We start from the raw sequence: 25,396 nt of genomic DNA, 5'->3' as shown, positions 1-25,396 counted from the left end.
TCCAACAGATAAAAAAATGACAAACCTGCCTAAACAGATTTGTCATTTTTTAGATCGCGAATAATTCAGTTGCGCTATCTGGATCGGTATCAAAAATTTGGAACTGATGGTTAACCCCTAGATCATAACGAGTCAGCGTTTCTTCCATCGTCATATGAGCTAACTCTTTCATATTATTTTCTTTACTCAGGTGTCCCAAATAAATGCGTTTAGTTCGATCGCCAAGAATATCAGTCATAACCAGTGCCCCATCATCATTTGACAAATGGCCGCGGTCACCCAAGATCCGCTGCTTCAAGCTCCAAGGGTAAGCCCCCATCCGCAGCATCTCTAAATCATGGTTACTTTCAACTAAGTAAGCATCTGCATCTCGAATCGTTCCTCGAACATGCTCGCTCGCATAGCCAGTATCTGTCAACATCACAAAAGAATGCCCATCTTTATAGAAGCGATAAAATTGCGGGGCCGCCGCATCATGTGAAACGCCAAAACTTTCAATGTCTAAGTCACCAAAAGTTAAAACTTTTCCCATCTCAAAAATATGCTTCTGCTCCACATCGACTTTTCCAATCAAAGGAGCCATAGCTTCCCAAGTTTTTTCGTTGGCATAAACAGGCAATTTATATTTTCGTGCAAGAACTCCAACACCATGGATATGGTCGCGGTGTTCATGGGTAACTAAAATTGCATCTAAATCCTCAGGTTTTCGATCGACCTCTGCTAATAGCGAAGTGATTTTTTTTCCGCTCAACCCAGCATCGACCAAAATTCTTTTTTGCGGGCTTTCCAAGTACAAGGAATTCCCTGTACTTCCGCTAGCTAAAATGCTGATATTGAAGGCATTATTCATTTCTAACATGAGCAATTGGTCCTCTCTTTTAAAACTGTCCTCAGTATACAACCCTTTTTATGGATTTTCCACCTTTGGAACTAAATTATTCGTGATCACTTGATTGTTCAACGCATTGACTTTTTCAATCTGCGTCGTTTTTTCCGAAGTCTTTATCTTAACGAACCAAACAGGGACATATACATTTTTTTCACGCACTTCAAGTGTACGAAAATATCCTAGATAAACATTCGTAATCGTTGACTTGCTAGGAATATTATTGTTGATATACAACGTATTCAGTATTTCCTTTTCAGAATAAAGCGTCATTTTTTCTCGTAGAGGTTCAATCTCTTTCAAATGCGTTTGAGTATATTTCGACACCCGTTCTTGATCATCATTTTTAACAATGTCTAAAGTGACACGTGAGGTTTCATCAATAAAAGGAATTCCTTCATACGTTTGCACACCGACAATTTTTCCCAAATCATCATCTTTCTTAGATATATCTGGCAGATAGGTGTATTCTTCACCATCCAGAATGAATTCTTTATCCTTCATAAGATGTTTAAAACTGCTGGTCGCCTTTTTTAAATCAAAATCTGTATCCCCAGTAGGACTGCTGCTCAGAACCTTATCGGAAATATCCCAAGCTCCAACGATCGTTGAATTTGAATCACCATTCAATAGTGAATCAAAAGTATCCTGCTCAGCACTCAAATAATAGCCCTCTTTATGCTCATCCGTCACTTCATCCGTCACTCGAATGTCATCATTTTCCAAACGCTGCAGGATATCTTCTCGTTGGTTTGAATTAGTGACAAGGCTTTGTTCATGCTGATTATTCCAGTAAATACTAAAGAGAAAGATATTCAGGCCAATAAAGACGAGAAAAAAGATCCATTCGATTTTTCTAAAATCCAATCAGCTCGCCTCCATTTCTAGGTTCCCTTGCATCAGCTGACTAGCAGGATACCAAGTATTGTCATATTTGACAAACCATTCGGGAGTCAAGGCCACTAATTTATTTACACCATCGATATCCTGCCAAGTATAGCCGATAATAAAGCTCTGAACTTTTTCAAGATCGAGTCCCACAGTTGCTAAATTGTTTTCGATCTCCAAGGTGCTTGGCAACTCAACTTCCTCATCGGAAGGGATTGGTACTTGAACCGTATCCATACTGGTTTCAATTCTTATTTGTGGCGTGGCAGCGTTTGGCGCATGTTCAATTTTGACGCTCATTTTCCCCTTTGATATTTGGCTAAAAATTGGATAGCCCTCAACAAAGATTCGATAATTTATTTGCCCATCATGGTGATCAAAATAGCGCAGGTTGCCTACTGCCGTACCTAGTCGACTAACATAGTTAAAGCTCTGACTGTAGACACTTTCCTTTGCCAAATCTTCCGGCAATTCACCAGTAAATGTAACAAAACGTTTTTGTTCATCCATTATGAGCTCTTCATGGCCGCTAGCAAACGAACGGGCTCCATCTTCCTCTTCTTCCCCTTTTGCTTGATCAGGATTTTGGAAGAAGGCATTCCGGAAAAGCGAGTAGGATTGAGTGGTCAAAATGTAACTGTATTTCTTAAGCCGCACTCGTTCCTTGGTTCGCAGCAAACGTGGCACTAAAGGATTTTCATCAGACATCGGTAAATACTTGCTTTGATTCTTTTGATAAATCGTCTCTAATCCGGAAAAATCTCCAGCCATCGTCGCTTCATAAACAGTATCCTTGCTATAACTTAAGAAGCGGATTTTTTTATTAGCAAAATCAATTTGAATTTTTGAGAAAGTAATGTCTTCTGCCTCTTTCAAAGAGTTCAAATTAATCGGCATATCAAAAACCTTGATGTATTCGGTCAAAGAAAAGCCGCCTTCATAATTTAACTCGATACCGCTATCCAAACTATAATAGCTTTTGATTTCTTCTTCCCCTTGTGCAACTTCTTGAAGCTGACCAAAGGTGCTTTCTGTCAAACGCGCCTGTGTCGTCGCCAATAGATTTTCACTACTGGTTTGAAACTTTCCTTCTGCCAAATCCCAAATACCGCGAATCGGTAAAAAGGCATCTGTCGCTTTCGCATAGTTTTGATCAGTTTTCACTGCTTGCTTACTAGTATTTACTTCGGCTGTTTTTGAGGTCGGACTGAGCCAAATAGCATACGTTAGAATGAGGCTGAGTAAAATCAGAACAAGAAGTGCGACACGAATGATTTTTTCTGATATTTTCATTCCCAAATGTCCTCCTCATAAGGTTCATAAGGTAAAGAAATATAGAAAGTAGATCCTTTACCTTCAACACTCTCGACCCAAATTTGACCTTTATGGGCCTTCATGACTTCTTTAGAAATTGCCAATCCAAGACCCGTTCCGCCTTGTTGACGTGCACGTGCTTTATCCACGCGGTAAAAGCGTTCAAATACTTTTTCCAGATCTTTTTTCGGAATACCCAAACCTTCATCAGCAATGCTTAAGACTACATTATTGTGGGTCTCGATTAAATGGACTTCGATTTTTCCGCCATCTGGAGAATATTTAATCGCATTGTTCATAACATTATCAATCACCTGCATGATTTTATCGGTATCAATCTCGACCCATAAATCTCGTTCGGTGAACTCACGAACGATCCGGTAATTTTTCTCTTGGCTATTCACCATCATATCGAAGCGATCCAAAATATAATCAACAAGCTCATTGAAGTTGACTAGTTCAAGATCCATTTGCTGCGCACCCGAATCCATACGAGAAAGATTCAATAGATCATTAATCATACGAATCATTCGATCTGTCTCACCCAACGTCACGTGGATAAACTCTGGCGCCACTGCTTTATCTTGCCATGCTCCTTCTTCTAGTGCCTCTAGATAGCTGCGAACACTAGTTAAAGGCGTACGTAATTCATGAGAGACGTTCGAAACGAACTGACGTCGTTCTTCCGCGGTCTTCTCTTGTTCAGTAACGTCATGTAATACCACAACCAATCCACTGATAAAGCCAGACTCACGACGAATCATAGCAAAATCTGAACGCAAGGTCATCAGCCCCTTATCAGAATCAGGGTTCAAACGGTTGATCAGTATTTCTTCTGGTGTTTCTAATAATTTTCTTAAGGTATATTCTTCCTCTAAATCAAGCAAAGTTAAAATTGATTGACCAATCGCATCTTCATTAGTAGTCTCCAAAAGAGATAAAGCCATCTCATTAATAGTAATAACTTTTCCCCGTCGATCAGTTGCAATGACGCCATCCGTCATGTGGGTCAAAACACTGTCTAAGCGATTTCGCTCGGCTTCCATTGTATCTTGAGCATCTTCGATTCGGTCAGATAGCTTATTAAAGGTTTCGGCCAACTGACTTAATTCATCGTGACCTTGTACATCAACTTTTTCAGAATAATCGCCTTGAGCGATTCGAACCGCTTGCTTCTGCATTTCTTTAATTGGCTTTGTGATTGATCGTGCCACAAGTAAGGCTACAACGATCGAAATCAAACCTGCTATTAATGAAGCAGTGAAGAATATTAACGCAGTGTTGCTGATTTCGGTATATTTTTGCTCAATGTCACTTTTAACATAAAGAGCCCCGATCACAGCCGAATCGCCGGTCGGGGACTGAATTGGTTGAACATTGATATATACCCGTTTGTTGTTGTCATCAAGTGTTACATATTGCTTCATCGAAAAATCATCAATATCGCTGTACTCATTCTTTTTCCCAACGATAGTGTCCTTTTGCCCCACATCATTGGTAGCGACGACGATTCCTTTATCATCCACTACCCACATTTCACCGATATCTGCAGCTGTATTGTTTTCAAGAATACGCTGTAATTGATCCGCTTCGTTGTCGCTATCTTCTGCCATTGTAGCACCGAGAGTCGTACTTAAAAGGGAAACTCGCTGATTCATGTCTTTAGTAAAGTTATCAATGGTTGATTTTTCAAGACCTCTAATAAAGTAAGCACCGATGATCTCGATCGAAATCAGCAAAATCAAAATAAATGAAAAGGCAATTTTAAAATTGACCGATCGATAAAAACGGACTCTTTTTTCCATACTTACTCCTGTTCAGGGTTGCGTAGATAATACCCTACGCCACGTCTTGTTACTAAATAGGTTGGATGACTTGGATTGTCTTCGATTTTTTCACGTAAGCGTCGAACGGTCACATCTACTGTTCGAACGTCACCGAAATAATCGTATCCCCAAACAGTCTGCAATAGATGCTCACGAGTCATCACTTGGCCAATATGTTTTGCTAAATAATGAAGTAATTCAAATTCACGATGTGTCAACTCAATCGTATCCCCATGCTTAGTTACCATATAAGCATCTGGATGAATCGTTAAATCGCCAATGGTCAAATCACTCTGTGCTGTTTGTTCTTCTTCCTTAGGTGCTTGTCCGCCACGACGCAGATTTGCTTTTACGCGAGCAACTAGCTCACGATTGGAGAACGGTTTGGTCACATAGTCGTCAGCACCTAACTCCAAGCCTAGAACTTTGTCGATCTCAGAATCCTTAGCTGTAACCATAATGATCGGCATTTCATGGGTCTTGCGTACTTCACGAGCCACTTCTAAACCGTCTTTTTTAGGCAACATCAAATCTAATAAAATTAAATCTGGGTTAACCTCTTCGACTTTTTCTAAGGCTTCTTCACCGTCATAAGCAGTAAAGACTTCGTAGCCTTCCTTGGTTAAATTAAACTTCACGATGTCCGAAATCGGCTTTTCATCGTCAACTACTAGAATTTTTTTCACTAAGAGTCACCTCATACCTTTATAGGATTGTATGTACGCCTTACCATTATACAATAATTTCAATACTGTTTCACCTTTTCAAACAGACGACGATTTTTTTACAACTATTACTTAAGAAAAAATGAAAAAAAGAGACGAGCTTTGCTCATCTCAAATCTGAACTATAGTTCTTTTTCAAACTCAAAAAAATCTCAGTCTAGTCTAAAACCTGGCAAACTACCCCTAACGATCCCGGCCCAGTGTGTACCGATAATGCAGGCGAGACTTTCCCAAAATAAATATTTTCGGCCGTTGGAAATAATTCCTGCAGCCGCTGGCGAATTTTTTCAGCTGTTTCCAAAGCATCCGCTTGAGTCACCGCTAAATTAAAGCGCTTGTGATTGCCCACATGCTCTTTTACCAGTTGAATCGTTTTATCAATGCTTTTATTCAAACCGCGCACCTTTGCAACAGTATAATAAATCCCCTCAGGATTGCATGAAATAATCGGTTTCAATTTCAAGGCACTTCCCAGTAAAGATGAAACCAGGCCGATGCGTCCACCCTTTTGCAAATATTCTAAGGTATCAACATTGAAAAAGATTTTTGTTTTTGGAATCTTGCTCTCAACTTCTGTGATCACTTCTGTAAATGATTTTCCTTCCTTAACTAAATCCCCAGCATAAATCGCCAAAATCCCAGCACCGATCCCAACATTTTTTGTATCGATCGATTGAAAAATCAAGCCTTCATAGTGTTCGCCTAGCACACGCAATGCATTATAAGTACCGCTTAATCCACTTGAGATCGTCACGATGATTACATGTGTATAGCCTTGAGCCTTGATATCATCAAACACTTTATGGATCAGTTCGCCATCAGGTAAAGATGTCGTCGGCAACTCCTTTTTAATTAGTGGAAAAATAGTATCCGAACTAATGTCGATTCCATCTCTATATTCTCGGTCACTAAAAATGATCCGTAACGGTACCATAAAAAATGGTCCGCTATCAATGACTTCCTTAGGAACATCCGTCCCAGAGTCAACTAAGATTGCAATTTTTTCATTCATCATTATTTTCGCCTTCTCTCTCTTTATCCAATTGAATGATTTTTTCAACTAACATTTTTTGTGTAAATGAAGCCACAGCGCTCTCCATCGCTAAATAATAAAAATCCTTGCTGTTACGAGTCAAACTAACCTCTTCTCCTAATACAATTTTTGCTATTTGCAGTAGTGCTTCCTCCTGAACTTTACAAAAACTATTGTAGGCTTCTTTAGGTTTGTTGATGGCCAACTGCATGCGAATCAACTCATTAATATCTGGAATCGCAAATACCTGTTTTAACAAAGTGATCGCAATTAAATAGGCTAAATGATTACGATTGTATCTTTTTTTAACAGGCGGCGGGATTAATTTATGTTTAACATAGTTGTTGACCATCGCACTTGATAAAAGCTGGTGCTTCTCATCCTCCATTAATGGAGACAAATAGCGGTCAACGAGGGTAATGACTTGATCCATATATAGCTCTAATTCGGGTAACTCTTCCCAACGTGGCAGACGTAGTTCCTTTAATCCTTCTGCCCAAGCTCTGAGTTTTGGTTCTTCCATTTATTTGCGCCCCTTTCATCGATAGTTTATCAAAATTATGAAAATTATACAATATAGTTTCGAAAACTAGATAATTGAAGCGCTTTTTAACTAAATTTTTTAAGTTTATTCTTGCTTTTTTATTTTCTCAGTGCTAACATATGAAAGTACTTTGTTTGGGCCGTTAGCTCAGTTGGTAGAGCAGCTGACTCTTAATCAGCGGGTCGCGGGTTCGAGCCCCTCACGGCCCATTGGGTGCCAAACCCACGTCACCAGTGCATTCTTGGCTACTTCGGTAGTTTAGAAAAGAATGTACGTGGTGACTTTTTTTGTGTTTAAGTCTAGATTTTAAAGGCAATAAAACTCAATTAAAAGCATTTTCAGTCAAGACGATATAAGCCATTGGTTTAGCTCAAAAAAATTTTTAAATTATTTTTGATTTTACTAGTTTACAAAAACATTTCTTATGTTACAATTGTGTTACAGAAAAATTAAGGAGTGATTCTTGTGAAAAAAATGGTTTTGTTGAGTTTGTTGGTATTGAGTTTCCCTGCTATGTCATTTGCTGACACATCTGATAGTGTTCCTGAAAGTGTTATAGCCTCTGGCCAAGAGCAAGTTGTAGAAAGTGGTTCTATCCCTGATGAAGCGTCAATTGATTCAAAGGATACTTCCCAAGATGTTTCTATGGAAACTCAGGATTCAAAAGAAGTCGTTAGCAAAACTCAAAATCCGATTGCGGAAGAACCCACGCTTCCAGAAGAAAAACCGAAAGACAAAGCAGCAACTGAATCATCTGCAGAAAAAACAAAAGAAATACCAACAACGGTAGCTTCAAAAACTGCAGTGAAAGAGGCAGCAAAAATTTCAGTTGCACCAACGCAAGCAACAAAAGTTGATAAATCTAAGGCAGAGCTTGAAAAAGAGCAGATTAATGATTGGACATCTGACAAAATCCGGGATAACTTAAAAACTCTGGACTATGGAATCATCAGTCAAGCTGAATTAGAAAGTTACACCGATCAGGAACTAACAAATGCCTTCAAATTATTTGTGCGTTATAATTTCGATTTTGCTGGTATGGACCTTGGAAGTTATGTCCGTGTTCTGCGAATGGTTTACAAAGATAACCTGATGTCGTGGAATGATGTTGAACAGGCTCTTGCTTTCAATCCTCATGACTATCAAACAACGACAGAATTGGCACAAAATGTTGATAAACTGCAGATGTATCTTCGAGTTCTCCATCCAGAGGTACGGCAGTTCACTAATGAAGAATTGATTTATATTCTAAATCAACTGCATGGTTCTGAAGGGCAATTAAGTGCAGCTATCAACTTATTTTCCGGTATTCTTTACCGTCTTAACGACTATTCAGAACTAAATCTTCCAATTAAGAATACCCTTGATTCTGTTCCGATAATCCAAAATTTAGCAGCTGCGGCTAAACCAGAAATTCAAACTCTAGCCGTTCCTAAAGCTCCAGAAAAAGCAACAGTCCAACCAACAGCTGCTAGTCAAAAGGAATATCCAAAAACTGGTGAACGCAATACCTTGCCTATTACCCTTGCCGGGATCGCACTATTCCTAATTTCTGGAATCCTGATTCTGAAACGCCGCATTCGTTCTTAACATTTTTTCTCTATTTCTCTCTAAAAAGGAGTCAAAACAGATTTCTCTTTCTGTTTTGACTCCTTTTTATACTGCTAACGCTTTTTCATTTTTCAAATGCTGCAATTTCTTTTTATAATAAGCCATTTCATCTTCAGCAGAATAGATAAAATGTCCCGGAGCGATCTCTCTTAACGAACGAGCTTTTCCATCATGTGGTTCTGTTTGATACCTTATCCGACGTCGCTGCCGTTCATGATCAGGGTCTGGCATGGGAATTGCCGACAATAAACTTTCAGTATAGGGATGCACACCATAATGATAAATTTCATCACTCGTTCCAACTTCAAGTAAATGACCATTGTTCATAACACCAATACGATCACTAATATGTTTCACCATTGACAGGTCATGCGCAATAAATAGATAGGTCAGATTATGCTCTTTTTGCAAGTCTTGTAACAGATTCACTACCTGGGCTTGGATTGATACATCCAAGGCGGAGATTGGTTCATCGCAGATAATAAAACGCGGACGTACAGCTAGAGCACGAGCAATTCCAATCCTTTGCCGCTGCCCTCCTGAAAATTCATGAGGATAGCGCGTTCCATGACTCGGGTTTAATCCGACTGTCTCCAACAAATCATTCACGATTTTGTCTCGTTCTTTCGGTGTTTTAGCTAGACTGTTTACATCAACACCTTCTGCAATAATATCTTTGACTTTCATCCGTGGATTTAATGAAGCATAAGGATCCTGAAAGATCATTTGGACATCGCGGCGAAACTTGGTTAATTCTACTTTCCCGTGAATTTTCGATACATCTTTTCCATCAAACAAAATTTCACCAGCCGTTTGCTGATTCAAACGGATAATTGTTCGACCAGTAGTTGATTTTCCACTACCAGACTCTCCTACTAAGCCAAAAGTCTCCCCTTCATTAATATGGAAGCTTACATCGTTAACAGCCCGAACCTCATTTTTACTGCCAGTATTAAAATACTGTTTTAAATTAGTTACTTCTAATAATCGTTTTTCCATCATGCTCCTCCATCTTCTGGTAAAAATTAAGCGGAATATTGATTTTGCTTCTTGCGAAAAATATCCCAACGCCGCTGAATCTCAGCTGGAGGGTTAACTGCGGGGCCTTGCGGCGCAAGCAGCCAAGTCGCTGCCTTGTGTGTCTCAGAAAGTTCAAAGAAAGGCGGCTCCACCTCTGCGTCAATCTTCAAAGCAAACTCATTCCGAGGATAAAAAGCATCTCCTTTTGGCGGATCTAATAAATCTGGAGGAGAACCTGGAATCGCGTATAGACGATCATTTCCACTATCCAAGGTAGGCATTGACCCGAGCAGCCCCCACGTATATGGATGCTGCGGATTATAGAAGATTTCTTCGGCTGTACCAACCTCTACAATTTTGCCGGCATACATGACAGCTACTCGGTCTGCAACATTCGCCACAACACCAAGGTCATGAGTAATAAAGATAATTGACGTTTCGATTTTTTCTTGGATTTCTTTTAATAATTCTAAAATTTGTGCTTGAATCGTCACATCAAGAGCTGTTGTCGGCTCATCAGCAATTAAAATCTCCGGATTACAAATTAAAGCGATAGCAATTACGATTCGTTGCCGTTGTCCACCAGAAAATTGATGTGGGTAATTCTTCAAACGCTTCTCAGCCTCTGGAATCCCCACTAGATTCAATAAATCTAACGCTGCCTTCAAACTTTCTTTTTTAGAAACATTTTTATGTTTTCGCAAAGATTCTGCCACCTGCTTGCCAATCGTCATGGTGGGATCGAGAGAGGTCATTGGATCCTGAAAGATCATTGCGATTTCTCGACCGCGAATCTTTTGCATTTCTTTTTCAGATTTATCAACGAGATTTTGTCCTTTGAATAGAATCTGGCCTTCATCAATTGTGGCATTGCTAGAAAGCAAGCGCATGATCGTGCGGGTAGTAACGGATTTTCCGCTGCCAGATTCTCCCACGATCGCTAAGGTTTCTCCTTTATTCAAGTCAAAATCTACACCACGAATGGCTCGGACTTTTCCGGCATAGGTGTCGAATGAAATACTCAAGTTGTTTACTACTAAGATTTTTTCCATAAATCGTCACTCTTTCATTTTGGGATCGAATGCGTCACGTAAACCATCAGCTAATAAATTGAAACAAATCATGATCAGCGAAATAGTTACTGCAGGTATCCATAATAGGTACGGCAGGTATAAGAACGTTTTATAGCCATCGTTCAATAAAGTCCCTAATGAAGCATCAGGCGGAGTTAACCCCAGACCGATGAAGCTCAAGAAAGCCTCAAAGAAAATCGCAGTCGGAATACTGAACATCATTTGAATAATAATTACGCTGGATATATTGGGGATGATGTGCTTGAAGGCAATTTTCCATTTTGATTCTCCTAAAGTCATCCCTGCCAAAACATACTCCTGATCTTTCAGCTTGAGTGTCTGAGCCCGGACAATCCGCGCCATCGGTATCCAGTTAGTAATAGCCATAGCTGCTACGATCGAAAATATTCCCGGCTCAAACACAACTAACATTAGAATCATAACCACTAAGTTGGGAATCCCAGAAAGAATTTCCAAAAAACGCTGCATCGCGTTGTCTACTTTTCCTCCTAGCATGCCTGAGATCAAGCCATAGGCAACACCAATCGTAATATCAAATAGCGCGGCAATGAATGCTATCAACAATGAAATTCGTGTCCCCATAAACAAACGGCTCAGCACGTCACGACCTAAACCATCAGTTCCTAATAAATAATTCACATTACTTGGAACATCAGCCTGCGCATATTTATCAACTAACTCACCAGCGACTACTGTTTTTCCATTTAGCCCATTAATATTCAGACCTGGAACCCGCGGAGGCAAATTAATATAATCAACATTTTGTTTACTTGGATCTTGGGGTGAAACAAAAATTGTCACGATTGAAACCAGTATGATCACAGCTAATAAAATCATCGAGATTACTGCTGCTTTATTTTTCTTTAACCGGCGCCAAGAGTCTTGCAAAAAATTCAGTGAGGGGGCTGCAATCTCTTCACGCTCTTCCTCTGTATTTTTTTGCAAGGGTTGAAATTCATCAGCAGGAATATCAACAATTGAAGGATATTTTATTTCCATCAGCTTTTGCTCCCTTCTGATAATCGGATACGAGGGTCAACTAATCCATAAAGCAAGTCGACAACTAGAATAACAAAAACCAACATGAATGAATAAAGGATCGTTACCGCCATAATCGTTGGATAATCGTTCGTCATGATCGACTTCACGAATTGTTCCCCGATGCCAGGAATCGCGAAAATATTTTCTACTACAAGCGAGCCAGTCATTAGGGCTACCGCCAATGGTCCCAGCAAAGTCATTAATGGGATTAAGCTATTTCGCAATCCATGCCTAAAAGCAATCTCCCAACGGCTCAATCCTTTTGCCCGGGCTAGTTCGACATAATCACTATGCAAAACCTCTACCATCTCGGTACGAATAAAACGAGCCGAGTCTGCCAGCGGAGACATTGCAAGGGCTAATGTTGGTAAAATCGTATAAGCAAAGCCCTCCCATTTTGCGATCGGCAAGATCCGCAATTTCATGGCAAAAATATATTGTAATAGCACAGCAAAAACAAAGTTAGGAATAGAACGTCCTAAAATGGCAACGAGTGTTGAAGACGTATCTGCCCATGAATTTTGTTTCATAGCAGAGATTGTTCCTAAAATGGTCCCAACAAAAGTTCCAAAGAGAATTGCTTGCAGCCCTAATTGTAAGGAAGGACCGATTCGTCCTGCTAATAAGGCGGCAACCGCCTGATTTTTGAATTGGAAAGAAATTCCGAAGTTTCCTTGAACGAGGTTCGATAAGTAAATCCCGTATTGAACGATTACTGGTTTATCTAAACCAACTTGTTTGTTCAGCATGGCAATCGTTTCTGGACTTAAACGTTCTTGATTGGTGTATGGTGTCCCTGGCAATAACTGCATTAAGAAGAATGTAATAGTCGCAATCAGCCACAAGGTGATTAACATGAAAAAGACACGCTTAAAAAAATATTTCAGATAACTACTCATGAGGTGCCTCCTAATCCATATTTAAAATAGTTACTTTTCTAGAAAAACGAATCATGTTTCCCGCTCTTAAATTTTGACTTCTACTTTTGTTATGGTTTAGAGTAGAAGACATCGCGGAACGATTTTATCTAAATAGCGTTAGCTGTTAATTATTGGAGTGTATGTATGAAAAATAAATTATTTCCCATTGGAATCGGCGGTAGCTTGCTGATCATTGTCGTGATCTATTCAATCATTCAAGATTCGCCTTCACTACTAACTTTATCAAACCGATTTTTTTTAGTTGGATTACCGTTTTTGATTATCGGCATCCTGCTTTGGATTTTTTCTTCAGGTTTCTTTGATCACTTTCAACATTCAATGCATCAAGCATTTAACCGGAAACAAAAGAAAAAATCAGACATCCAGTCCCTCTCACAAGTTGGACAAGGACGTTACTCATTTTGGTTGATTATCGCAGCTGTTCTACTCGCGGCATCAATCCTTTGTGCGTTGTTGACAATGATTTAAAAGGAAGTTGGAACGATTCTCGTTCCAACTTCTTTTTAATTGTTTAACTACTCTTCAACATAAGTCCACTTGTAGTCCCAAGAAGCACCTGCAGGATGATGAACAACTCCCTTGATTTTCTTATTCACTAAGTGCGCTTCAGATAATTGGTAAAGTGGAGCAACACCGGATTCTTTAGAAATGATTTCATTGGCCTTTTGCAAATCATCCCAACGAGCTTCTTCATCGCTGGCATCTTTATTTGCTGAATCCTCAACTAATTGGTCATATTCTTTATTGCTCCAACGACCACGGTTGTATGAGTTTCCTGTTACAAACAAATCAGTGAAGCTAGATGGATCGGCATAATCGGCGCCCCACCCACCAAGTAAAACATCAAAATCTCCCGCATTTGAACGATCCAAACGAACAGAGAATGGTACTGGTGTTGGTTTTACCTTGATACCTGGCAACGTTTCTTCTAAAGCACTTTGCATATACTCAATCACTTTTTTTGATGAATCTGTATCAGAAGCCATCAACTCAAATGAAAGTGAATCGATCTTCAATTCTTTTTTTGCTTTATCCCAATATTCCTTGGCTTTTTTCTTGTCGTAAGGAGCTAACTTCCCTGCTTCTTTTGCGAAGTCTTCATCGGTCTTAGGATTTTTTGACATGTCTGATGGCACTAATCCATTCGATACCACGGAACCATCGCCTAACACTTGGTTCACTAAAGACTTCCGGTTGATTGCATATGAGATTGCTTTACGCAAGTTTTCATTTTTGAATGGAGAGTCTTCTTTTCGCTGATTGTATTCAAGATAGCTGGTGCGTGCTTCTTTGAATGATTTGTACGCTGGATCGTTTGCATTTTGCTGTGCTAGTTCACCAGATAAAATCACGTCATCCGCTTCGCCGTCTTTAAATAAATTCAAAGAAGTCGACGATTCTTTTACAACGTTGACTTTTACATTAGACAACTTGACTTCGTCTTTATCCCAGTAGGTATCGTTTTTCTTGTATTCCCACTCAGTATCTGTACCCGGACCATCAAAGCCTTCTAGCGTGAAAGGACCATTGTAGACAGATTTATCACTTTTCGTTGCATATTCCTTCCCATTTTCTTCTACCACTTTTTGATTTTGTGGGAAAAATGATGGAAATGCCAACAAGTAATCAAAATAGGGTGTCGGCTTGGATAACTTGATCTCTAGCTCGTGATCATTGACTGCTTTGATTCCTAGTTCATCTGGCGATTTCTTTCCAGCTGAGATATCCGCAGCATTTTCAACAGGTTCAAAAAGGTAAGCGTATTCTGAAGCAGTCTCTGGTTTCACCGTACGCTGCCATCCAAAGACATAATCTTTGGCAGTAACTGGATCACCATTCGACCATTTTGCATCTTTTCTTAATTTCACAGTATAGGTTTTACCATCATCACTGACTTTGACCTTTTCACTAGCACCTGCCGGCCGTGGTTTATTGTCTTTGTCTAAACGATAAATTCCTTCATAAACATTATTTAGTGCAGTAAAACTAATTGTATCTGTGGCTACAGATAGGTCTGCGGTTGGCATTTCTTGTTGTACCACTAAATTGTATGTGCCATTATCTTTTGCCTTCGCGCTTGAACTGCTCTCATCAGTTGAAGCACTCTCGCCGCCATAACACCCCGCCAAAGCGAGCCCGCAAAACGCGATGATACCATAAGCTAATTTGTTCCTCATATCTTTTTCCCCTTTTGATTCAATTTTCAGAATAATTATGAAGTTCTGAATATGGAGAGTAGTTTAATCATTTGTTTTTAATAAATCAACACATATGCTTTAATAATCTTTTTATTTTTTTGAAAAAAGCTAAGAAAACTTGTAGATTGAACAATAATTCTAAGAAAACTTTTTATTCTTACAAAAAATCCAAAATAATTTTGTTTTTCAGTTTTTTCCTGACATATTGATGGAAGCTATTTGCCCTTTTTTATAATAGTAGGAAAATTTTTTAAAAAGCTCTCTTTTTCTCTTTCATCCAATCGCTTTTTATAACCGCAGCTATTTATTAAAAATATTTCTCATCTTTTTTTCATAATCTTATTGACAATCCTTTTCTTTTTTTATACGATGATTACAACAATTTTTAAAAAATTCTGACAATAAAACGGGTGGTTGCCATGATGAAATCAAATATGTCTTTCAACGCAACTTTATTATTATAGCTGGGACTTTCTGAAATTTATTTCATAGAGTCCCTATTCGCATTGCATTGGAGAAGAAAATGGTTCTTTTCCAATGGGGTGCTTTTTTTATACCCGTTTTTCAAATGAAGGAGGAGTAAAAATGAGAAAGATACAATTTTTTGACACTACATTAAGAGATGGTGAACAGACCCCTGGAGTAAATTTTAATACAAAGGAAAAAATTCAAATTGCGCTTCAATTAGAAAAATGGGGCGTTGATGTCATCGAGGCGGGATTTCCAATTGCCTCCCCTGGTGATTTCGAGGCGGTACAAAATATCGCGCGCCAGGTGAAGACAATGACCGTGACTGGATTGGCTCGTTGTCAGAAAAAAGATATTGACCGCGCCTATGAGGCATTGAAAGACGCGGTGGATCCTCAGATCCATGTTTTCTTAGCTACAAGCGATGTTCATATGCAATACAAACTAAAAATGACTAGAGATGAGGTCCTTGCTTCTATTAAAGAGCACGTAAGTTACGCGCGTAGTTTATTTGAGAAAGTTCAGTTCTCACCAGAGGATGCTTCAAGGACGGAAAAAGACTTTCTATTAGAAGCAGTACAAACAGCAATCGATGCCGGAGCTACAATCATCAATGTTCCTGATACCGTCGGTTATTCAAATCCAACGGAATATGGCGGCATTTTTAAATCATTAATTGCAAATATTCGAAGTGAACGTGAGATTACCTTTTCTTCTCATTGTCATGACGACTTGGGGATGGCTACCGCAAACGCGTTAGCAGCGATCGAAAATGGGGCGAATCGTGTTGAAGGAGCGATCAATGGCATTGGAGAGCGAGCTGGAAATACGGCTTTGGAGGAAGTTGCTTTAGCCTTGGCTATCCGGAAAGATTTCTACCAGTGTGAATCAGCTATCGTGCTGAATGAAACAAAACGAACAAGCGAACTAGTCTCTCGCCTTTCTGGCATTGCAGTTCCAAAAAATAAAGCAATCGTAGGCGACAATGCTTATGCTCACGAATCTGGCATTCACCAAGATGGTGTATTAAAAAATCCGGAAACATACGAGATCATTACGCCGACACTTGTAGGCGTCAATCAAAATTCTCTTCCGCTAGGAAAATTATCGGGGCGGCATGCTTTCAACGCTAAATTGGAAGAGCTCGGTTATCAATTAAACGATGCAGACAGCAAAGAAGCTTTCAAACGGTTTAAAGCTCTGGCTGACAAGAAAAAACAAATTACCGATAAAGATTTAGTTGCTCTGCTAGCCGATCAATACAGAGAAGAGACCGAAAAATATAAATTGGCGGATGTTCAAGTCCAATATAGTTCTAATGGCTATCAAGGGGCGATCGTCTCAATCATTGATGAAGAGGATGAAACCAAAGTAGCCTCTCGAATCGGTTCAGGCAGTATTCAAGCAATCTACAACACAATCGATGAATTGTTCCAGCAAGATCCTGAATTAACGGAATACGAGATTCAAGCTCTGACTGGCGGTGAAGATGCTCAAGCAGAAGTTCGCGTCACTCTTCTGGATAAAGAAACCAATGAAGAATACCGAGGTATTGGCGTAGACTTTGATGTTCTGCAGGCGTCGGCCAAAGCTTATGTACAAGCTAGTAATCACTTAAAACAAAAAAACTAACTAAAACTTTCTACTATTATTAATATATAGAAGGAAAAAATTTAGCTTATGCAAGATAGGAGCATGCACATGAATAATAGAATTGTCGTTTTAGCCGGTGATGGTATCGGACCAGAAATTATGGACAGCGGTCTTAAAATTTTGGCCGCCGTAGAAAAAAAATGCCGTAACACTTTTGAACTTGAAAAATTTCCCTTTGGCGGTGCAGGTATCGATGAAGCGGGTACTTCACTACCAGAAAAAACACTGGCTGCTTGTCGAGAAGCGGATGCGATCCTATTGGGAGCAATTGGCGGCCCAAAGTGGGAAAAAATGGCTGACACGCCTGAAAAAGGATTACTGACTCTGCGCAAATCCTTAAACTTATTCGCAAATATTCGTCCAGTCTCGGTTTCTTCTGCGTTGCTGCATCTTTCGCCATTGAAGCCTGAAATTATTGAAGGAACTGATTTGATCATCGTCAGAGAATTAAGCAGCGGTATTTATTTCGGGGAGCCTCGTGAGTTAAAAGAAAACATGGCTTACGATACTGCTCGTTATCAAAAAAGTGAAATTGAACGGATTGTTCATTCTGCTTTCAAAATCGCTCAGGGTCGAAGTAAAAAAGTCACATCTGTTGATAAGGCTAATGTCCTAGCATCAAGTAAATTATGGCGGGCAACAGCAGAGGAAGTCGCAAAAGACTATCCAGATTGTCAGTTGGAACATCAATATGTGGACTCAGCAGCCATGAAACTGATCCAAAATCCAAAAACTTTTGATGTGATCGTTACTGAAAATCTTTTTGGCGATATCTTAAGCGATGAAGCCTCAGTACTGCCTGGTTCCTTAGGCGTATTGCCAAGCGCAAGTCACAGTGATGGCGGTCCCTCGCTTTACGAACCGATTCATGGCTCTGCTCCAGATATTGCAGGAAAAGGCATCGCCAATCCAATATCAATGATTTTGTCTGTGGCAATGATGCTGCGTCAATCATTTCAAGAAGAGCAAGCTGCCAAAGCAATTGAAAAAGCCTGCGATGCTGTTTTATCCAATGGGCTATTCACTCATGACCTAGGCGGGCAAGCAACAACAGCAGAATTTACTGACGCGGTAATTCATGAATTAACTGCTCCCGCTTAAAACTAACCGAATACTGCATACAAAATACAAATGTTGAACTATCTAATTAATAAGGAGCGGAAAATATGGGAAAAACATTATTTGATAAACTATGGGATCGCCACGTCGTTCATGGCGAAGAAGGTGCCCCGCAATTGCTTTACATTGATCTGCACTTGATTCACGAAGTTACCTCACCACAAGCCTTTGCAGGAATTCGCGAAGCTGGTCGGACGCTGCGTCACCCTGAACGGACTTTTGCCACAATGGATCACAACACACCGACTGTTGATATTTTTAATTTCACCGATCTAATTGCAAAGAAACAAATCGATACACTCAGAGAAAACTGTCAAGAATTTGGTGTACAGCTTTGTGATAACGGCAGTGAACATCAAGGGATTGTCCACATGGTAGGGCCGGAAACTGGCTTGACTCAGCCTGGCAAAACGATTGTTTGCGGGGATTCCCACACGGCGACACACGGTGCTTTTGGTGCCCTTGCTTTCGGAATAGGTACCAGTGAGGTGGAACACGTTTTTGCTACTCAGACGCTGTGGCAAAACAAACCGAAAAATATGGGCATCAAAATTACTGGAAAATTACCGAAAGGTGTCTATGCGAAGGATATTATTTTAGCCTTGATCGCTAAATATGGAACTGATTTCGGTGTCGGCTATGGGGCCGAATTTTACGGTGAAGCAATCGAGGAACTATCGATGGAAGAACGCATGACGATTTGTAACATGGCCATCGAAGGCGGCGCTAAAATCGGGTTGATTGCACCAGATCAAAAGACATTCGATTATGTTGCAGGCCGGCAATATGCTCCAAAGAATATGGAGGCGGCAATTACAGACTGGAAAGAATTGTATACTGACGAAGAAGCAGAATATGATAAAGAGCTGACTTTAGATGTCAGTGCTCTTGTTCCTTTCGTGACTTGGGGAACCAATCCTGAAATGGGCGTTCCTTTTGATGGCACATTCCCAGCAATCACCTCTCCTGATTTACAGAAGGCTTACGATTATATGGATTTGAAACCAGGCCAGACACCGGGAGACATCCCAGTTGGCTATGTCTTCATTGGCTCTTGTACGAACGGGCGTCTATCTGACCTTAAGGAAGCCGCTAAAATCATCGAAGGTAAAAAAGTTCATGAAAATGTCACAGCGATCGTAGTCCCTGGTTCACGTCCAGTTCGCCAAGCTGCTGAAAAAATCGGCTTGGATAAAATTTTTAAAGCTGCTGGTTTTGAATGGCGCGAGCCTGGCTGTTCGATGTGTCTTGGCATGAATCCCGACCGCGTTCTGGCTGGTGTTCACTGTGCCTCAACCTCCAACCGGAATTTCCAAGGCCGGCAAGGGAAAGATGCGCGTACACATCTTTGCAGTCCGGTAATGGCTGCACTAGCTGCAATTCATGGAAATTTCGTCGATAGCCGTAAGGAGGTCATCTAATGGAAAAATTTACAATCTATACAGGACAGTCTGTTCCTTTGATGAATGACAATATTGATACTGATCAGATCATTCCTAAAGGCTTTTTAAAGCAAGTAGATAAAGCTGGATTCGGCAAGCATCTTTTTGATGAATGGCGCTTTTTGGAAGACGGTTCACCGAATCCCGATTTCATTTTGAACGCGCCAGAACGAAAAAACGCCACCATTCTGATTTCAGGTGAAAACTTTGGTTCAGGCTCATCACGTGAACACGCTGCCTGGGCGATTCAAGATTATGGCTTTAAAGCAGTGATTGCCGGCAGTTACAGTGATATCTTCTACATGAATGCACTGAAAAATGGTCTATTGCCCATTCAGATGGATCAAGAGGTTCGTGAGATCCTTAGTCAGATTCCTGCGGATCAATCGATTACGATTGATCTGCCAAAGCAAGAAGTTCGAACAGAGGAAGCCTGCTACGCTTTTCAGATTGATCCGACCTGGAAGGAAAAACTAATCAACGGCTTAGATGATATCAGCATCACCTTACAGTATGAGGATGAAATCGACGCTTACGAGAAAAAAATGCCGACTTACGAATAACAAGAAAATCGCGTAAAAACTTTTAATTTGTAAAGTTTTTACGCGATTTTCTTTAATTAATTCACCACTTGCTCCTGGACATATTGCGCATAAAGCGGATGTTCAGCGATCAATTCGCTATGGGTTCCATGACCCGTCACTTCCCCTTTTTCAATAAAGTAAATATGGTCCGCATCAACAATTGTTGACAATCGATGAGCGATTACTAAGGTCGTACGTCCTTCCATTAGTTGATCCAACGCACGCTGTACTTTTTCTTCTGATTGTGAATCCAAGCTGGCCGTCGCCTCATCTAACATTAAGATTTTTGGATCCCGCAGAAATGCTCGAGCGATGGCGATTCGCTGCTTTTGACCGCCGGATAATTTTACCCCGCGCTCCCCTAATTCAGTCTCCAATTGCTCTGGGAAATCACGAACAAATTGATCAGCATAAGCTAACTCCAATCCCTGCCATAATTCCTCTTCTGTTAATACCCGATCTAATCCGTATTGTAGGTTCTCACGTATACTTCCGGCAAATACCGCACTGTCTTGGGAAACATATCCTATTTGAGACCGCCAATTTGTGATACTGAGATCGTCAATCGCCTCACCATCGATGGTAATCGTGCCTTCAGTCGGTTGATAGAAGCGTTCCAATATAGCAAAGATCGTAGACTTACCGCCGCCGCTCGGTCCAGCAAATGCGACCACCGTATTTGGCTTTGCTTCAAAGGAGACATTCTTTAAGATTGGGCGCTCTGCTGCATAATGGAAGGAAAGATTTTCTGCTTTGATCATTTTCCCTGTAACATCCATCGCTTTTCCTGTATCAATCGGTTCTAGGTCCGTTTTTAAAATTTGTTCGATTCGTTCAGTTGCTCCCATTGCTTTTTGTACTTGCGAGAAGAACATCGCAAAGCTGGCTGCCGGCATCATAATATTAAATAGATACAATAGAAAAGCGACTAATTGTCCACTAGTTAAGGTTCCTGCTTGAACACGAACAGCCCCATACCCTAATATCCCCACAAACAAGCCTAACATGACTGTCGTAATGATTGGTTGCAGCATCGCTTCAACTTTTGCATCTTTGATTCCTAAATTGAAAATTTTATTAATAAAGGAAGCTCCGCTGGTTTTCTCAAACTTTTCCCCGTTGCTGGCTTTGATCAGACGAATTTCAGATAATTTTTCACTCGCTTCCGCGTTGAAATCAGCAGTCGCTGCTTGTAACTGGCGACCTAACCGAGACATAACTCGACCAATCGGCATCATGATCAATGCCATGATCGGTACAGCTAAAAACATCATGGCCGCCATTTTCCAATCCATTACAAGCAGAATCACCATCGATCCGACCAACTGGATCGCACCTGTAATAAAGTTGGGAAATTGTGTTGCGACTAAATCTTTAATGACGGTCGTATCATTTACAAGGCGGGAGCTGCTTTCTCCTGATTTATGATCATCATAATAACTGACAGGCATTTGTAGTAGATGGCTCCATAATTTTTCCCGCAACGTTTTGACGGCACTTTCACCGACATAGCGTAATAAGAAACTGCCAATGGCGCCAAATGCTAATTGCGCCACAAAGGCCAACACTAAAACAATCAGCATGGTCTGATCAATTTGCGCCAGTTTGCTTGTATCAATCAGTCCTTTGGTCAATTGCGGCACGATCAGACTTGCCCCGCTCGTCAACAAACTTAAAAATAATCCAATACCAAACAATGCTTTCTTCGGATTGACGCTCAGAATCAATCGTAGAAAATCTTTTAATTTGTAATTGCTTTTCTTATTCTTGCTTTCAGATGCTATACTCATATCCCGATCCATCTCTGGTTCCTTCTTCCTTTAGTAATCTTCTCATTCTGTATCCTTTTAGCCTTTGTTTCTATCAGATGCATCACTCTTTAGTAAACTCACTCATTAAAGTTCGGTACCTAACTTTAATTCGTTTGCTATTATAGTTCGGTACCGAAAGATTGTCAACATTTAATATCTATTTTCCCTTTAGCCAATTTATAACCTCATAGACTAAAGTATTATAGAAAGAATTTGCCGAGACAGTCAGTTTTTGACCATCAATTAGGTGCTGTATGTCTCCGCTGTAAGCGAAAAAGCTAGTTCGTAAAGCTGACTACCGATAATGTCGCTATCTTAAATGTAAAAAAAGGATTCGGCGAAATTCGCCAAATCCTTTTAAATTAATGCTTATGTTGTTCTTCTTTAACTGGGCAGCCGCTATCACAATCTTCGCAGGAGCTGCCGTTTTTGATTCGTCGATACACGATCACTCCGGCACCTCCGAAAATTAATACGCTTAATATTACAGTTGCCATTCTTTCACCTCTTTGATTTCTTCAATCGTGATGGTTGGGGCTTTTTTAACTGGTTTTCTTACAATGAAGTAGATCATTGCTGCTAATATGATCGCTGCCAAAATCAACCCAATGCCGATCTCACCATTTTCAAAAAGCACATGACCAAATTGATAAACAATAAAACTTACAGCATAAGCAAGCCCGCATTGATAGATAATCGCACGCCAAGTCCATTTGACATCGGCCATTTCACGATGGATCGCACCGATCGCTGCAAAACATGGCGCACATAGTAAATTAAATACTAAGAATGAGTAACCGGCAACTGGTGTATAGGCCGCCTGTAAAGATTTCCAAATCTCCACGCCGTTTTCAGCTACTTCTGTGTGACGATACAGGATTCCAAATGTTCCGATTACATTTTCTTTTGCCACGAGCCCCGTAATCGCAGCGACAGCTCCACGCCAATCCCCCCAGCCTAATGGAGCAAACAGCGGAGCAATCAACCCACCTAAAGCAGCCAAGATACTATCATTTTCATCTACCGATTGGAATGAAAAATTGTAGCTGGAAATAAACCAGATAACAATGCTTGAAACAAAAATAATCGTTCCCGCACGTTTAACAAACGCTTTACTATGATCATAAGTATAACGCAGCGTATTACCAATTCTCGGCATATGATACAAAGGAAGCTCCATGATAAACGGTGAAGGGTCTCCAGCAAAAAGTCTGGTTTTCTTTAGTGCGATTCCTGACAAAACGATTGCTCCCATTCCGACAAAATAAGCAGATGGCGCTACCCAACTGCTATTTGGGAAAAAGGCACCTGCAATCAATGCGATGATCGGTAATTTTGCCGAACAGGGCATAAAGGTCGTCAGCATCGCAGTCATCCGTCGGTCCTTTTCATTTTCGATCGTCCGGCTTGCCATAACTCCGGGCACGCCGCAACCTGTAGCAATCAGCATCGGAATAAACGACTTTCCTGATAAACCAAATTTACGAAAAATCCGATCCATGACAAAAGCAATTCGAGACATATAGCCACAATCTTCTAAAAGTGCCAAACACAGGAAAAGCACCATCAATTGAGGAAGAAAGCCCAAAACAGCACCGACACCGGCAATAATCCCATCGAGAATCAGGCTTTGCATCCACTCAGCAACATTCCAAGACTGCAGTGTTGAACTAACGAAGTTTGGAACAATGTCGCCAAACAGATTGTCATTCACCCAATCAGTTCCCATGGTACCGATCGTTTGGATAGCAATGTAGTAGATCAGCCACATAATTAAAGCGAAGATTGGCAAGGCCAAAAAGCGGTTCGTTACAACACGGTCGATTTTATCTGAAATAGACAGCTTGAACTGATCTTCATCAACGACACACAAGGTTTTCAAATGAGTAATAAAGTTATAGCGCTCATTGATAACCAGACTTTCCGCATCTTCCCCGAAAATCTTTTCAGTAATTTTGATAATTTCACCGATCTCTTTTTGTTGGATCGAGCTCAGATCTAAATCCTTCTGTGCACGTTCATCCCGTTCAAATAATTTCAAACTATACCAACGGCTATACCTTGCCTGCGCTGTGCTGCCTAAGACTTCTTCAATCTCGCTTAATGCTGCTTCTAAACGATTGTCATAATGAGGAAAGCTGACTTCTTCCTCTGCACACTTTTTGATCAGATGTAGCGCCTCATTGATTGTTTTATCCAATCCCCAATTTTTCAGTGCACTGATACCAACCACCGGAACACCTAAAGCGTAAGACAATTTTTCCAAATTGATTTGTTTCCCGCTTTTTTTGATGATATCCATCATATTCACGGCAACGACTACTGGAATCCCTGTCTCAATTAACTGCGTCGTCAAATAAAGATTTCGTTCCAAGTTGGTTCCATCAATAATATTGACGATGGCATCTGGTGTACCCGAAAGTAAATAATCCCGCGCCACGACTTCTTCAGGTGAATAAGGTGAAAGTGAATAGATTCCGGGAAGATCATCAATGATCACTTCGGAATCCTTCTTATAGATCCCTTCTTTTCGTTCGACCGTTACGCCAGGCCAGTTCCCAACAAACTGATTCGTTCCGGTTAAAACATTGAAGGTACTTGTTTTCCCGCTATTTGGATTTCCTGCTAAAGCAATATGAGTCTTCGCCATCTACTCCGCCTCCTTTGATACGACCACCATCTCTGATTCGTTCTTGCGTAAGCTTAATTCGTATCCCCGAACCCGCAGTTCGATAGGATCTCCTAAAGGTGCCAACTTCACGACCTTTACTTGGGTTCCTTTAGTCAATCCCATATCCATCAAACGGCGTTTTACAGCACCTGCACCGTGAACATTGACCACTACACCTTGTTCTCCGACACTCAACTGATCCAGTGAAACCCATGTCTCTTGATCTTCCGTTAGGTCCTTCACAAGTATTTGCTTTAATAGGTTCTGGGATAAAGCTAATCGTGTATTATGTAATAGAATAATTCCGTTATCACCCGATTGGTTCACGACGGCAACTTTAGAACCGACGATCATCCCCAAATCCTGCAGCCGATGCTTTAAATCATTTTCTAACATCATTTCATCAATTTGGACGACTTGATTCAATGAAACGTCTGCTAAAGTTGTCATACACTTCTCCACCTAACTCTAATTAATAATGAGAATCTTTCTCACTAAGAATAGCTTCATTTGATAACAAAGTCAAT

22 protein-coding genes and 1 tRNA gene are annotated in these 25,396 nt (G+C 40.4%); 7 read left to right on the top strand and 16 right to left on the bottom strand.

The window, feature by feature from the left end; translation table 11 throughout:
- Positions 1-49: 49 nt before the first annotated feature.
- From IGI67_RS17655 to IGI67_RS17625, 7 genes are all read right to left on the bottom strand, one after another.
- Positions 50-859, bottom strand: coding sequence for an MBL fold metallo-hydrolase (locus IGI67_RS17655; protein ID WP_207108894.1), 810 nt, complete (start codon positions 857-859; stop codon positions 50-52).
- 48 nt (positions 860-907) lie between these two features.
- Positions 908-1,753: a two-component system regulatory protein YycI gene (locus IGI67_RS17650; protein WP_207108895.1), complete on the bottom strand. Its 846-nt coding sequence runs from the start codon at positions 1,751-1,753 to the stop codon at positions 908-910.
- The gene (locus IGI67_RS17645; RefSeq protein ID WP_429958583.1) at positions 1,754-3,067 is read right to left on the bottom strand and encodes a YycH family regulatory protein; all 1,314 of its coding nucleotides are present in this window, start codon (positions 3,065-3,067) and stop codon (positions 1,754-1,756) included.
- Positions 3,064-4,893 (bottom strand): cell wall metabolism sensor histidine kinase WalK, encoded by a 1,830-nt coding sequence (gene walK, locus IGI67_RS17640; protein ID WP_207108897.1) that lies wholly within the window; start codon positions 4,891-4,893, stop codon positions 3,064-3,066. The genes IGI67_RS17645 and walK overlap by 4 nt, the downstream gene beginning before the upstream one ends.
- A 2-nt stretch (positions 4,894-4,895) precedes the next feature.
- Positions 4,896-5,600 (bottom strand): response regulator YycF, encoded by a 705-nt coding sequence (yycF, locus tag IGI67_RS17635; protein ID WP_010745757.1) that lies wholly within the window; start codon positions 5,598-5,600, stop codon positions 4,896-4,898.
- Positions 5,601-5,796: 196 nt separating this feature from the next.
- The gene (locus tag IGI67_RS17630; protein ID WP_429958582.1) at positions 5,797-6,654 is read right to left on the bottom strand and encodes a DegV family protein; all 858 of its coding nucleotides are present in this window, start codon (positions 6,652-6,654) and stop codon (positions 5,797-5,799) included.
- Positions 6,644-7,195, bottom strand: coding sequence for a DUF1836 domain-containing protein (locus tag IGI67_RS17625; protein WP_207108899.1), 552 nt, complete (start codon positions 7,193-7,195; stop codon positions 6,644-6,646). The genes IGI67_RS17630 and IGI67_RS17625 overlap by 11 nt, the downstream gene beginning before the upstream one ends.
- Before the next feature lie 157 nt (positions 7,196-7,352).
- Here IGI67_RS17625 and IGI67_RS17620 point away from each other — a divergent pair.
- Positions 7,353-7,425, top strand: a tRNA-Lys gene (locus IGI67_RS17620).
- A 265-nt stretch (positions 7,426-7,690) separates the two neighbouring features.
- Entirely contained in the window at positions 7,691-8,806 is a 1,116-nt protein-coding gene (locus tag IGI67_RS17615; RefSeq protein ID WP_429958666.1) for an LPXTG cell wall anchor domain-containing protein, read from the top strand.
- Between the two features lie 66 nt (positions 8,807-8,872).
- On the opposite strand, the gene IGI67_RS17610 is transcribed toward IGI67_RS17615, so the two are convergent.
- From IGI67_RS17610 to opp3b, 4 genes are read right to left on the bottom strand one after another with little or no spacing between them, the layout of a single operon-like run.
- The gene (locus tag IGI67_RS17610) at positions 8,873-9,826 is read right to left on the bottom strand and encodes an ABC transporter ATP-binding protein (RefSeq protein WP_429958581.1); all 954 of its coding nucleotides are present in this window, start codon (positions 9,824-9,826) and stop codon (positions 8,873-8,875) included.
- A 26-nt stretch (positions 9,827-9,852) separates the two neighbouring features.
- Positions 9,853-10,899: an ABC transporter ATP-binding protein gene (locus tag IGI67_RS17605; RefSeq protein WP_429958580.1), complete on the bottom strand. Its 1,047-nt coding sequence runs from the start codon at positions 10,897-10,899 to the stop codon at positions 9,853-9,855.
- Between the two features lie 6 nt (positions 10,900-10,905).
- Positions 10,906-11,940, bottom strand: a complete 1,035-nt coding sequence (gene opp3C, locus IGI67_RS17600) for an oligopeptide ABC transporter permease (protein ID WP_429958579.1) — start codon at positions 11,938-11,940, stop codon at positions 10,906-10,908.
- A complete protein-coding gene (gene opp3b / locus IGI67_RS17595; RefSeq protein WP_207108903.1) occupies positions 11,940-12,881 on the bottom strand; it encodes an oligopeptide ABC transporter permease in 942 nt (313 codons plus the stop codon). Before opp3b ends, opp3C begins: the two co-directional genes overlap by 1 nt.
- Positions 12,882-13,046: 165 nt before the next feature.
- Between opp3b and IGI67_RS17590 the strand changes: the two genes are divergently transcribed.
- Positions 13,047-13,391 (top strand): DUF3899 domain-containing protein, encoded by a 345-nt coding sequence (locus IGI67_RS17590; RefSeq protein WP_207108904.1) that lies wholly within the window; start codon positions 13,047-13,049, stop codon positions 13,389-13,391.
- 47 nt (positions 13,392-13,438) lie between these two features.
- On the opposite strand, the gene IGI67_RS17585 is transcribed toward IGI67_RS17590, so the two are convergent.
- Positions 13,439-15,100, bottom strand: coding sequence for a peptide ABC transporter substrate-binding protein (locus IGI67_RS17585; protein WP_429958578.1), 1,662 nt, complete (start codon positions 15,098-15,100; stop codon positions 13,439-13,441).
- A gap of 606 nt (positions 15,101-15,706) precedes the next feature.
- Here IGI67_RS17585 and IGI67_RS17580 point away from each other — a divergent pair.
- From IGI67_RS17580 to leuD, 4 genes are all read left to right on the top strand, one after another.
- Positions 15,707-17,221 (top strand): 2-isopropylmalate synthase, encoded by a 1,515-nt coding sequence (locus IGI67_RS17580; protein ID WP_429958577.1) that lies wholly within the window; start codon positions 15,707-15,709, stop codon positions 17,219-17,221.
- A 69-nt stretch (positions 17,222-17,290) separates the two neighbouring features.
- Positions 17,291-18,343, top strand: a complete 1,053-nt coding sequence (gene leuB / locus IGI67_RS17575; protein ID WP_429958576.1) for a 3-isopropylmalate dehydrogenase — start codon at positions 17,291-17,293, stop codon at positions 18,341-18,343.
- Between the two features lie 65 nt (positions 18,344-18,408).
- Positions 18,409-19,782 (top strand): 3-isopropylmalate dehydratase large subunit, encoded by a 1,374-nt coding sequence (leuC, locus tag IGI67_RS17570; protein ID WP_429958575.1) that lies wholly within the window; start codon positions 18,409-18,411, stop codon positions 19,780-19,782.
- Positions 19,782-20,366: a 3-isopropylmalate dehydratase small subunit gene (leuD, locus tag IGI67_RS17565; RefSeq protein ID WP_207108909.1), complete on the top strand. Its 585-nt coding sequence runs from the start codon at positions 19,782-19,784 to the stop codon at positions 20,364-20,366. Before leuC ends, leuD begins: the two co-directional genes overlap by 1 nt.
- Before the next feature lie 56 nt (positions 20,367-20,422).
- On the opposite strand, the gene IGI67_RS17560 is transcribed toward leuD, so the two are convergent.
- The 4 genes from IGI67_RS17560 to IGI67_RS17545 form a co-directional block, all read right to left on the bottom strand.
- Entirely contained in the window at positions 20,423-22,189 is a 1,767-nt protein-coding gene (locus IGI67_RS17560; protein ID WP_429958574.1) for an ABC transporter ATP-binding protein, read from the bottom strand.
- Between the two features lie 371 nt (positions 22,190-22,560).
- Complete coding sequence (locus IGI67_RS17555; RefSeq protein WP_207108911.1) at positions 22,561-22,695, bottom strand: FeoB-associated Cys-rich membrane protein; 135 nt, start codon at positions 22,693-22,695, stop codon at positions 22,561-22,563.
- On the bottom strand, positions 22,683-24,848 hold the full coding sequence (gene feoB / locus IGI67_RS17550; RefSeq protein WP_429958573.1) for a ferrous iron transport protein B: 2,166 nt from the start codon (positions 24,846-24,848) through the stop codon (positions 22,683-22,685). The genes IGI67_RS17555 and feoB overlap by 13 nt, the downstream gene beginning before the upstream one ends.
- Entirely contained in the window at positions 24,849-25,319 is a 471-nt protein-coding gene (locus IGI67_RS17545) for a FeoA family protein (RefSeq protein ID WP_207108913.1), read from the bottom strand.
- Positions 25,320-25,396: the final 77 nt, after the last annotated feature.

The organism is Enterococcus sp. AZ196 (assembly GCF_050498845.1).
Lineage (GTDB): Bacteria > Bacillota > Bacilli > Lactobacillales > Enterococcaceae > Enterococcus_A > Enterococcus_A murrayae.
This window is presented reverse-complemented; position numbering and strand designations above follow the sequence as displayed.